Annotated in this window: 10 protein-coding genes; 4 read left to right on the top strand and 6 right to left on the bottom strand. The window is 71.1% G+C overall.

Annotation, left to right across the window (positions count from 1 at the left end):
* Positions 1-136 precede the first annotated feature (136 nt).
* A complete protein-coding gene (locus ABZT49_RS14420; protein WP_355286721.1) occupies positions 137-1,177 on the bottom strand; it encodes a sensor histidine kinase in 1,041 nt (346 codons plus the stop codon).
* Entirely contained in the window at positions 1,164-2,714 is a 1,551-nt protein-coding gene (locus ABZT49_RS14425) for an ATPase domain-containing protein (protein ID WP_355286722.1), read from the bottom strand. Before ABZT49_RS14425 ends, ABZT49_RS14420 begins: the two co-directional genes overlap by 14 nt.
* 429 nt (positions 2,715-3,143) lie before the next feature.
* Here ABZT49_RS14425 and ABZT49_RS14430 point away from each other — a divergent pair, with 429 nt between their 5' ends.
* Positions 3,144-3,353, top strand: coding sequence for a hypothetical protein (locus tag ABZT49_RS14430; protein ID WP_355286723.1), 210 nt, complete (start codon positions 3,144-3,146; stop codon positions 3,351-3,353).
* Between the two features lie 10 nt (positions 3,354-3,363).
* Here the strand turns inward: ABZT49_RS14430 and ABZT49_RS14435 are convergent, their stop codons facing one another.
* Positions 3,364-3,846, bottom strand: coding sequence for a DMT family transporter (locus ABZT49_RS14435; RefSeq protein WP_355286724.1), 483 nt, complete (start codon positions 3,844-3,846; stop codon positions 3,364-3,366).
* Positions 3,847-3,996: 150 nt separating this feature from the next.
* Positions 3,997-4,725, bottom strand: a complete 729-nt coding sequence (locus ABZT49_RS14440) for an autoinducer binding domain-containing protein (protein ID WP_093565022.1) — start codon at positions 4,723-4,725, stop codon at positions 3,997-3,999.
* Between the two features lie 743 nt (positions 4,726-5,468).
* Between ABZT49_RS14440 and ABZT49_RS14445 the strand changes: the two genes are divergently transcribed.
* Complete coding sequence (locus ABZT49_RS14445) at positions 5,469-5,945, top strand: hypothetical protein (RefSeq protein ID WP_355286725.1); 477 nt, start codon at positions 5,469-5,471, stop codon at positions 5,943-5,945.
* Between the two features lie 78 nt (positions 5,946-6,023).
* On the opposite strand, the gene ABZT49_RS14450 is transcribed toward ABZT49_RS14445, so the two are convergent.
* A complete protein-coding gene (locus ABZT49_RS14450) occupies positions 6,024-6,752 on the bottom strand; it encodes a substrate-binding domain-containing protein (RefSeq protein ID WP_355286726.1) in 729 nt (242 codons plus the stop codon).
* A gap of 147 nt (positions 6,753-6,899) precedes the next feature.
* Between ABZT49_RS14450 and ABZT49_RS14455 the strand changes: the two genes are divergently transcribed.
* Both ABZT49_RS14455 and ABZT49_RS14460 read left to right on the top strand, forming a co-directional pair.
* Complete coding sequence (locus ABZT49_RS14455) at positions 6,900-8,186, top strand: solute carrier family 23 protein (RefSeq protein ID WP_355286729.1); 1,287 nt, start codon at positions 6,900-6,902, stop codon at positions 8,184-8,186.
* Between the two features lie 417 nt (positions 8,187-8,603).
* Positions 8,604-10,013, top strand: a complete 1,410-nt coding sequence (locus tag ABZT49_RS14460; protein WP_355286727.1) for an adenylate/guanylate cyclase domain-containing protein — start codon at positions 8,604-8,606, stop codon at positions 10,011-10,013.
* 78 nt (positions 10,014-10,091) lie between these two features.
* Here ABZT49_RS14460 and ABZT49_RS14465 read toward each other — a convergent pair whose 3' ends face one another.
* Positions 10,092-10,316, bottom strand: a complete 225-nt coding sequence (locus ABZT49_RS14465) for a hypothetical protein (protein ID WP_355286728.1) — start codon at positions 10,314-10,316, stop codon at positions 10,092-10,094.
* Between the last annotated feature and the right edge of the window lie 566 nt (positions 10,317-10,882).

The raw sequence follows: 10,882 nt of genomic DNA on the forward strand, positions 1-10,882 counted from the left end.
ACGGCATCAGAGGCCGGATACATGACTGCTCCTGAACCGACTGGCACAAACCGAGGCTCACAAACCCTTGCGAAACGGGGGCCGTCCATACATGACGAGGAAAGTACCAAGACCGCCGGGCAGGTGGAACAACCCCTCAATAATGCGGCACCGTCCGGTGCTCGATCAGCGGCGCTTCCATGCGGAAGTGCAGGCCGGTCGGCTTGAAGTCGAAGCGGATGTCGGCGCCACACTGCATGGTGAGCACCCGCTGCAGCAGGGTCGAGCCGAACCCCTTGCGAGTCGGCTCGGCGGTGCGCGGGCCGCCGCGCTCGGTCCAGTCGAGCCGCAGGCGGCGGCCGGTCTCGCCCTGGTCTACGGCCCAGGCCACGATGATGCGGCCCTCGGGCACCGAGAGGGCGCCGTGCTTGGCGGCGTTGGTGGTCAATTCGTGGATCGCCATGCCGGTCGGCACCGCGAGGTCGGCGGTGAGCTCGACATGCGGGCCATCGAGGGCGATGCGCTGACCCCCCTCGTCGTTGTAGGGGCCGAGCTCGTTCTCCAGCATCTCCTGGAGCGAGGCCATCTGCCAGTAATCCTCCGTCAGGAGGTTGTGGGTCTTGGCGAGCGAGATCACCCGGGCCGAGAAGCCCTGGTAGAACTCGTCGACGCTGGTGGCGCCCCGCGCCGAGGCGCCGAGCAAAGCCTGCACGGTAGCCAGCGTGTTCTTCACCCGGTGGTGCAATTCGCGGATCAGCAGGGCCTGGCGCTCGGCGGTCTGCTGGCGCTCGTGCAGGAAGGCCGCCGCCTCGCGCTGGCGCCGCCGCGCCCGCACGGCGAAGCGGGTCGCGGTGACCAGGGTGGCAGGGTGGAACGGCCGCTCGAGCAGGGTGACGTTGCCGAGGGACTCCATCAGCCGCGCATCCGGCGGGGTGCCCCGCAGGGTGAGCAGGACGAAGGGATAGTCCGACCACGGCTCCTGCCCGGCGAGGTAGGCGGCGAGCCCGTGCCGGTCGGAGGCGCGCAGGGCCTCCTCGGTCAGGATGGCGCAGCTGCCCGAGTCGAGCCGGGCGACGAGGCCCGGCAGGTCGGCGCAGGTCTCCGAATGCAGGCCCGCCTCGTCGAGGATGCTGCCCGCCACCGCGGCGTCGCGCCCGACGGGGGCGAGGATCAGGACCGGGGGATCACTCTCTCTCATCACTGTCCCGGTCTGACCGATCCCGCTCCGGTTCGTCGCGCTCGGCCAGCAGGCGGCCGGGCGCGCCGCGGTAGCTCGGCACGCCCGTCAGGACGCCCCGGAAGCCTGTCAGCGGCTCGCCGACACGCAAACCGTCGCCGTCGATCCGAAGTTCCCGGATGGTGTCCTCGTGCGGCCCCACCCTCTTCTTGACCACCGACACCGCCCGGCGCAAGTGCCCTTCCGCCTCGAAGAAGCGGAACAGCACCACGGTGTCGCTGAGGTAGGTGAGATCGACCGTCGCCGACATCTGCCCGACGAGCCCGTGCTGGGCCAGCACCAGCAGCGTCGTCACCCCCTGCTGGTTCAGGTAGGTCAGGATCTCGTGCATCTGGAGCAGCAGGTACTGCTCGCCCGGCATCGCGCTCTGGTAGCCGGTGAGCGAATCGATCAGCACCAGGCGCACGCCCTCGCGCTCGACGGCGTCGCGCACCATCGCGGAGAGCTCGCCCGGCGAGACCTCCGCCGGATCGATCTGCTCGACCCGCAGATGCCCCGCCGCGACCGCCGCGGCGATGTCCATGCCGAGGCCGGCGGCCCGGCGCATCAGGATCCCGGTCGTCTCGTCGAAGCTCAGGATCAGCCCGCGCTCGCCGCGCGCCAGCCCCGCCATGACGTAGGCGAGCGCGGTCGAGGACTTGCCGACGCCGGAGGGGCCGAGCAGCATCGTGCTGGTGCCCCGGTCGAGCCCGCCGCCGAGCAAGGCGTCGAGGCCGGCATTGCCGCTGCCGAGGCGGTCGGCGTCGTAGGGGTGGCCGTGCTCGGCCGCGATCAGGCGCGGGAACACCGTGAGGCCGCCGCGGCGGATGACGTAATCGTGGAAGCCGCCGCGGAAATGCGTGCCGCGCATCTTGATCACCCGCAGGCGCCGGCGCTCGCCGCCGTAGAGGGGCGCGAGCTGCTCGAGCCGGATCACCGCGTGGCAGAGGCTGTGCAGGTTGAGGTCGTCCTGCTCGGCGGTGAGGTCGTCGAGGAGGAGCGCGGTGGTGTCGTGGATGAGGAGGTAGCTGCGAAGCGCCAGCACCTGGCGGCGGTAGCGCAGCGAGCCCTGCGACAGGAGGCGGATCTCCGACAGGCTGTCGAACACCACCCGCTGCGGCTTGACCCGGTCGATCTCCGCGATGGCGAGCCGCACGGTCTCGCCGAGCTCGAGGTCGGAGGAGTGGACGAGGCTCTGCTGCTGGCGCGGGTCGAGGCTGAGCTCGGGCGGCACCAGTTCGAAGATCTCGATGCCGTCGAGCGACCAGCCGTGGCGGGAGGCGACGGAGGCGAGCTCGCGCCGGCTCTCCGACAGGGTGATGTAGAGGCAGCGCTCGCCGAGCCGCGCCCCGTCGCGGAGGAATTGCAGGGCGAGCGTCGTCTTGCCCGAGCCCGGCCGGCCCTCGATCAGGTGGGCGCGGCTGGCCGCGTAACCGCCCTCCAGGATCGAGTCGAGGCCCGGCACGCCGGTCGGGACCGGGGCCGCGTCGTCGGAGGGGGAGAGCACGGGATCGGGCATGGAGGGCAAGCTGTCTCGGCGGGCTGGTCTTCGAGTCGGCGGCGCCGGCTCGCGGTGCCCGGCAGGCACATTCGACGGGGATACCCGGCTTGTTGCAAAGAAATGCGGCGAGAACAAAGGGGTCTGGCGCCTGACGGCTGTGCGTTCAGGGGGCGGCGGCGTCCCCGGGGCCCGCGGCGGGGAGAAGTACGCCGAAAAAGCGCATCCGGGCCCTTGACGCGGCGGGGGTTCGCACGCATGTGGCCCTGGTCCGTACGGGGCCGACGAATCGGCCGCGCGCGGCATCACCGGAATCCTTCATCCCCCATGCCCAGCGACAGTAGTCGACGGACCGCGCCGCCTCGGTGCCGCCTCGCGTGACCCGCGCCTGATCGCTGATCGGGCTCGCCCGCGACCGGCGCCGATGCGGCCGGTCGAACGAGGTGAGCCATGACCCTGATGACGACGGGCGCCCGCTCCGGCGCCGCCGCCACCCGCCGCGACCGCAGCGTCGTGACCGTGCTTCTTCTCATGCTGGCCCTGGTCTTCGGACCCGCCATCGGCCTCCACGTGGCCGTCAACCTGCTCGGTGCCGGCCCGGCGCCGGACGGCCTCGTCTCGGCCGTCTCCGCTGAGGCGCCCCGGGGCGGCCGGGGCTGACGCCCGGCGTTCACGCCGCACCCCGCCCCCGCAGGATCAGGACCGCGCCGGCGACCAGCAGCGCGGCCCCGATCCAGGTCTGAAGACCCAAAGCCTGAAGACCGGTGGAGGTGTCCGGGCCGAGGCCGCCCTTGCGGCCGGTCAGCCCCATCGCGTCGCCGGCGATCCCCGCCGCGAGCTGGCCCGCCACCACCATCGTCACCGTGACGGTCGCGCCCTGCTGACGGTAGCCGTAGAGGCTCGCGGCCACGACCAGCGTGCCGAGCAGGCCCGGGACCAGGAACCACGGCTCCGCCCGCTCCGCCAGGCGCAGCGGAAAGGTCGGGCCGCTGCGCCAGGCCTCGACGAGGCCGAGCAGCGACAGGCCGACCAGCGAGTTGCACAGGAGCGCCCCGGTCAGGCCGGTCCCCCGCGCCACGATCGCCCCCATCAGGGCATTCTGGACCACCAGGGCCGCCCCTGCGACGAGGCAGAGCAGGGCCGCGCCGGTCATCGGGCGGCCTCCATGGACAGCGGGGGCGAGGTGGGGCGAGTGGGCATGACGCGGCTCCTGTCGGGCCGCGATCATCTCCTATGATGGACGATTGTCAAATACAGGAAACGGCCCAGGCAGCGTTATCGGGTACGATCGTCCCGGCCGGGATCAGGAGATCAGCCCGCGCCGCAGGGCCACCGCCACCGACTGGGCGCTGTTGAGCGTGCCGAGCTTGGTCCGGGTGGTGCGCAGGTGATGCTCGACACCCTTGGAGGAGATCGCCAGGATCTCGCCGATCTCCCAGCTCGTCTTGCCCTCGGCGACCCATTGCAGCACCTCGCGCTCGCGCGGCGACAGGCGGATCTCGGCGCCGGCCTCCGAGCGCAGCAGCACGAGCTGGGCGAAGGCGTAGGTCGCCACGAGCTGCAGCGTGCCGAGGTCCTCCGGCGAGACCTCGACCCGCGCGCCCGAGAAGCTGAACCCCGCGAGCTGCCCGTCGAGGGTCAGGAGCGGCACGGTGACCCCGTGGCGCAGGCCGTGCTCGCCGGCCTCGTGCATGACCTGCAGGGCCGCCGGGTCCTCGCGATACTGCTCGGCGATCTCCGACCAGGCGAAGGGCGCGTTCGCCCCGCCGAGATGGCGCACCGTGGCGTCCCGGAACAAGTAGCCGCGGGACAGGTAGCGGGTCTTCCAGTCCGCCGGCATCGCGTCGAGGAGGGCGTGCTCGTATTGCTGGCGCGGCTTGGCTCCGACGATCGGCAGGGTTCCGGCCAGCGCGTGCTCGATCCCGAAGCGGCCGAGGAGCCGGAGCAGGAGCTCGGAGACGTCCTGCGCGCTCGCGGTCCGGTCGAGGGAGCGCAGGAAGGCGAGGGTCAGATCGAGGCGCTTCCGGCTCATGCAACCTGCCTAACGCTAAGAGCTTTGATTAACATCTGTGATTGTGGTCGCATTCCCCAAGCCGGGAGGCAAGATGTCGCGGAATTCCATCCCCGCGGCAAGGTCCGCGCCGCTTGCAGGCCCGCCGGGCGAGCGGATGCGGCGTCCGGTCGTGTCACGAGATACCCTCCCATCCACGACCTCATCCTGAGGTGCCGAGCGATCGGAGATCGCCTTGGCCTCGAAGGAGGCTTCCAGTCCTCTCAGAGCCTGTTTGACTTGCTCGACAGTCCTGACACCCGCCGGGTCATTCCGGGGCCGCGTAGCGGAGTCCGGAGTGCCGGGGCACGCCCAGAACCTCAGGTCGATCAGACAGAGGCGGAGAGCACTCTGCTCGATCCTGAGCCATCCGCGGCTCTGGATTCCGGGCTCCGCTGCGCGGCTCCGGAATGACCAGGAGGGTATTGATGCTGTCGGGGCCAATCAAACAGGATCCGATAGAATTCAGAAATCTTCCTTCGATGATATTCGATCTACAATCGGTCGAAACCTCAGGATGATGTCGTGAATGGGACAGAATTCCATAAACCAGCAACCGGGATCTCGGTGACGCTTTCAGCTCGATCCCCGCGTCAGGCGCGCCGCGTTGCATCGACGATCCGGCTTTTCGAGCGGGACAGATTGCGCGGGACGGCCTTGAACCGCCCGCCATCTCTCTCCATCTGCCGGTCGCGCCTGCGGTTGGGCGCTCTTCGGAGAAGATCATGCCGCACCACGACACCACCGCCCTCTCGGGCACGATCCAGCACGTCTTCGCGCACCGCTTCACCCTGGAGGCGGACGGCGCGGTCCACCTCGCCGATCTCGGGCCCAAGGGGGCGGAGGCTTTTCCCCTCGCCGCCGGCCTGCGCGTGACCCTCGAGGGCGAGCGCCGCCCCTCGGAGATCAAGGTCGCGCGGATTTCCGCCGCGGGCCGCGCGCCGGTGGAGATCCACCACAAGAAGCCCCACCACCCGGGCAAATCCGGATCCGACGCGGCCGTCGATCCCGCCGCCGCCCTCGCCGCCGTGACGGCGGCGGGCTGGACGCCGACGGGCGAGCCGCGGCGCAAGCCCAAGCATGTCGAGGTGCTGGCGCGACGGGGCGACGGGGCCTGGACCGAGCTCCACGTCGACACCACCGGAAAGATCTACAAGGAGAAGGCGCCCGACGCCGACAAGTGGGGCGCCGCCCTCGCCTGACGCTCTCACGGGAGCCGCGCGTCACGCGGCTTCTGACCTCTCGTGGGCACAAAGGTGGGCCGCGCGTCGCGCGGCCCCTCACCCCCGCGCGACCGGCTCCATGCCGGTCCGCCGGATCGCCGCCGCGGCCCGGTCCGAGACGAGGTGGGCGATCAGCCGCCGCGCCGGTTCGACGGCCGCCGAGCCCGCGACGATCGCCGCCGTGAAGGTCTGGACGAGCTGGACCTCGTCGGGGAGCGCACCCACCACCTCGATCCCCGGCACGTCGACCAGTTCGCTCACCGGCCCGAGGGCGAGGTCAGCCTCGCCCGCCGCGAGGGCGGCGGCGGAATCGGTGCCGCGGGGCAGCACCCGCTTGCGCACGGTCCCGGCGACGCCGAGCCGCGGCAGCACCGTGTCCTGGATGAACAACCCGCTGGTGCTGCCCGGCATCACGACGAGGCGGGCGGCCGTCAGGGTCCGCGCCAGCGCGGCGGCGGTCCCGATCTCAGGCATCGGCGCCCCCGCCCGCACCGCGGCGGCGAGCGGCGCGGTGGCGAGCTCCACCGCCGAGCCCGCGACGATCCGGCCCTCTTCCGTCAGCTCGTGCAGGCCCTCGTTCGAGAGGATCACCACGTCGACGGAAGTACCGTGCGCGAGCTGGTGCCGGATGGTCCGCGGCCCCTGCCCCTGCGACGCGCCGGACAGGGTCCGGACCCTCACGCCCGTCGCGCGCTCGAAATCCGGCAGCACCGCCTCGTAGGCGAGCGCGAAGCCGCCCGAGATCATGACGGTGAGGTCGGCGGTGACGGCGTCGGGCGGGGTCATGGCGGCTGCCGGTGCTCGGGATCGGAGACGGTTCCTTCGCGCAGGACGGCATGCACGCGCAAGCCATCCACCTATTCCCGGACCGGTGCCAAATCCTCTAAGGCCTTCCCCGCACAAGCAATCAGGGGGGAATTCATGGAACCGGAGATGCGGGAACAGGAGCGCGGCTTTCCGCGCTGGCGGCTCGCCCGGGGGCCGGTGGTGCTGCCGGACGAGCGGCCGCCCCTCGGCCAGGTGGCGGTGCTGGCGCTCCAGCACGTCGTGGCGATGTTCGGCTCCACGGCGCTGGCCCCGCTGCTGATGGGCTTCGATCCCAACCTGGCGATCCTGTTCTCCGGCATCGCCACGCTGTTGTTCTTCGTCGTGGTCAGTGGGCGGGTGCCGAGCTATCTCGGCTCCAGCTTCGCCTTCATCGCGGTGGTGATCGCCGCCACCGGCTACGGCGGCAGCGGGCCGAACCCGAACCTGCCTGTCGCCCTCGGCGGCATCATCGCCGCCGGCGCGGTCTACGCCCTGATCGGGATCGCGGTGATGCGGGCGGGCGATGCCTGGATCGGCCGGCTGATGCCGCCGGCGGTGACCGGCGCGATCGTCGGGGCGATCGGCCTCAACCTCGCGCCGATCGGCGTGAAGGGCATCTCGGGATCGGGCCTCGATGTCGGGATCGGGCTGTTCACGATCCTGGCGGTGGGCCTGTCCGCCTCCTACCTGCCGGGCGCCGCGCGGCGCCTGCCGCTGCTGATCGGGGCGGTGGCCGCGACCGTGCTCTACGGCGTGCTGGCGAACGGGCTCGGGCTGGCCAAGCCCCTCGACCTCGGGCGGATCGCCGACGCCCCGTGGTTCGGCTGGCCGCACTTCACCACGCCGGTCTTCGAGGCCTCCGCGATCGGGCTCATCGCCCCCGTCGCCCTGGTGCTGGTCGCGGAGAATCTCGGCCACGTGAAGGCGATCGGCGCGATGACCGGGCGCAACCTCGATCCGTATCTCGGTCGCGCCTTCCTCGGCGACGGGCTCGCCACGATGCTGTCGGGCTTCTTCGGCGGCACCGGCGTGACCACCTACGCCGAGAACATGGGCGTGATGGCGGTGACCCGGATCTACTCGACCCTGGTCTTCGCCGTCGCCGGGCTGGTGGCGATCCTGTTCGGGCTGTCGCCGAAATTCGGCGCCGCGATCTTGGTGATCCCGGGGCCGGTGATCGGCGGCCTGTCGGTGGTGGTGTTCGGGCTGATCGCCGCCGCGGCGGGGCGAATCTTCGTCGAGAACCGGGCCGATTTCTCCCGCACCCGGGTGCTGCTCACCGTCGGCACCGCCCTGGTGCTCGGCGCCGGCGATTTCACGGTCAGCCTCGGCAGCTTCAAGCTCGGCGGGATCGGCACTGCCATGGCGGCCGCGATCCTGCTCTACCACCTGCTGCGCGACGATCCGGCCTGACGTAGGGCTCGTGTCGAAGATTGCTGGGTTGAGGCAGTTTCCAAAATACCGGAGCAAGGATCGTTCATCCCAATCGACACCCTCATCCTGAGGTGCTGCTGCCTGCAGCAGCCTCGAAGGAGGGCTCCAGCTCGCTCGGAGACTTCTGGAGGCCTCCTTCGAGGTCAGTCGATCTTCGATCGACTGACACCTCAGGATGAGGTGATTGGATAGGATGCCTCGCGCGGGTTCCGATCGTTCGAGGACGAACCGCTCGAGCAGGCTCTGGCATAGTACCGTCGGCTGATCCAACTCGTCAGACAGCGTCAGAGAAAGCTCGCGGCTCGGGCGCACCAGATCAGCCCCAGTAGCCGTGCGATCACGGCCATGCTCTAATCAGATCTTTCTCCGCCCTGTCCGGGGCGACAGGAGGCCGGCATGCAGCCACGATTGCGCGTGCAGCGGGATCCGACCCGAGAACCCGTCTCGGTCGCCGGTCCGCCGGCGGGCGCCGCGGCCGATCTCCTGACCAATCCGCTGGTCGCCCCCCTCGCGGGCGACCTCGTCGCCGGGCTGATGCGCCGCCACGAGGTCGCGGCCGAGCGGCTGATCGGTTGGCTGCGGGTGGGAATCGGGGCCTGCGTCTTCGTCACGGTGATCGTCGCCAGCGACCTGCTGCACGAGCTCGCCGGCGTGTCGCTCGGGATCTTCCAGCGCAACGCCTGGATCGCCGCCCTGGGCTTCGTCGGCGTCGGCCTCGTCAGCATCGCGCTCGCGGTGCCGCAGCGCTGGCGGCACGCCTACGCCTACCTGTTCATGGCGCTGGATGTCGGGCTGGTCCTCGCCATCACGGTGCTGGCCCTCGGCGAGCGCGACCTGCCCGGCAACGCCTTGCCCTCGGCGCCGATCGTCTGGGCGATCCCCCTGGTCCTGGCGGTCGGGGCCCTGCGCTACGACGTGAAGGTCCAGCTCGGCGCCGTCGCGCTCCTCACCCTCGGCCTCATCGCCATCGCGGTCGGGCTCGAGCACCAGCTGGTCCTCGATCCGGCCTCCGCCGGCCGGCCGGCCTGGACCCAGCTGTTCTCGATGCCCGTCAACGTGATGCGCCTCACGCTGATCCTGCTCGCGGGCGCGGCCACGGCCTTCGGCATCGTCCGCTCGCGCCGGCTCCTCGCCTCCGCGGTCCGGGACGCGGTCGGGCGCGCCAGCCTGTCGCGCTTCCTGCCGGCGGAGATCGCGCCCCGGCTCGCGGCGGGGGATGCCGCGCTCCGCCGCGGCCGCCGCCAGCGCGCGGTGATCGCCTTCGTGGACATCCGCGATTCGACCGGGATGGCCGAGGGCATGGATCCGGAGGGGCTGTCGCGGTTCTTCACCGCCTTCCGCACCCGCATCCTGGCCTGCGTGCGCCGGCACCACGGCTTCGTCGACAAGTTCATCGGCGACGGCGCCCTGATCCTGTTCGGGGTGCCGGACGAGGGCGGCGACGATGCGGCCCGGGCGCTCGCCTTCGCGCAGGACCTCGTCGGCATCGTCGAGGCCTGGAACGAGACGCGGGAGCTGCCCCGGGCGGTGAAGATCGGCATCGGCATCCATGTCGGCGAGGTGTTCTGCGGCATCGTCGGCGACGAGGAGCGGATGGAGTTCACGGTGCTGGGCGACGCGGTCAACGTCGCCTCGCGGCTCGAACAGGCGACCAAGCGCTACGGCGCGGTGGTGCTCGCCTCCGAGGCCGCCGTCGCCGGCTCCTCGGACCCGGCCGCCTGGCGCGAGGTCGGCCGCGAGCCCCTCGCCGGCCGCAAGCAGGCCATCACGATCTTCGCTCCGGTCGCCCCGCCCGGGGACGGGTGAGGCCCCGAACGAAGAAGGCCCCGCATCCGGCGGGGCCTTCTTCTCTTGTCGAGGGTCCGTGGCGCGGTCCGAAACGATCTATTCCGGCGGGCGGGCCGGCCGCAGCCGCACCGCCTGGGCCAGGCGGATCAGCTCGCGGGCGGTCAGGCCGCGGCTGTCCTGCTGCGACCAGATCTCCCCGACCGGCCGCACCCGGCCGGGATCGGCGGCGTGCCGGACCTCGCCGCGCCGCGCCTCGCAGGATCGATCGGACCGGCGGGGCGCTCCACCCACGAACCGGTAGGCTCTCGCTGCCGTTCTCATGCGTGCTCCCATGCGAACTCCCAAGCGAACCCGGGGGGATGCGAACCGGCGGCATGGTTAGCGAAGCGTAGCCGTTTGCGAAATTCTTGAACTTGCGCGGCGGCGCGCTACCCCGGCCCGTTCCGCGGACATCCTCGCTCGCGAGCGGGGTGCAAGGGGGTGCAAGGGGGGTGAATGTGTGGGCCATCAGCCGGCGACGCGGTTCCTGTTCCCCGCTGCGCCGACCCTCCCGCAACCACCCGGCCCACTGAGCCTCACAGGCTGGCGGGGAGAACTGGTCCACCGCCAACTCGTCGTCACGAGCTCCCTCACGGTCCAGCCTGTCGGCGGAGCCGGAGCGCCACAGGGTACGTCCACGAGGGAGACGTGTCGTCTAACAGGTCAGGACCGCGGGGCAAGGGGCGGTTTGACGCCCTCCGGATCCGCCCGCCCCCCGCATTGAGCCCCAGGATCCGTTCCATGCGCCGCAAGCATGGCCGTTGTGCGCTGCAATCGATTGCCGTGTGCGCCGCAACATGAGAAAACGTTTTCGTACCGCCGCGATGGCGTCGCGGCGGTGCAGCCCT

The organism is Methylobacterium sp. EM32 (assembly GCF_040593685.1).
GTDB lineage: Bacteria > Pseudomonadota > Alphaproteobacteria > Rhizobiales > Beijerinckiaceae > Methylobacterium.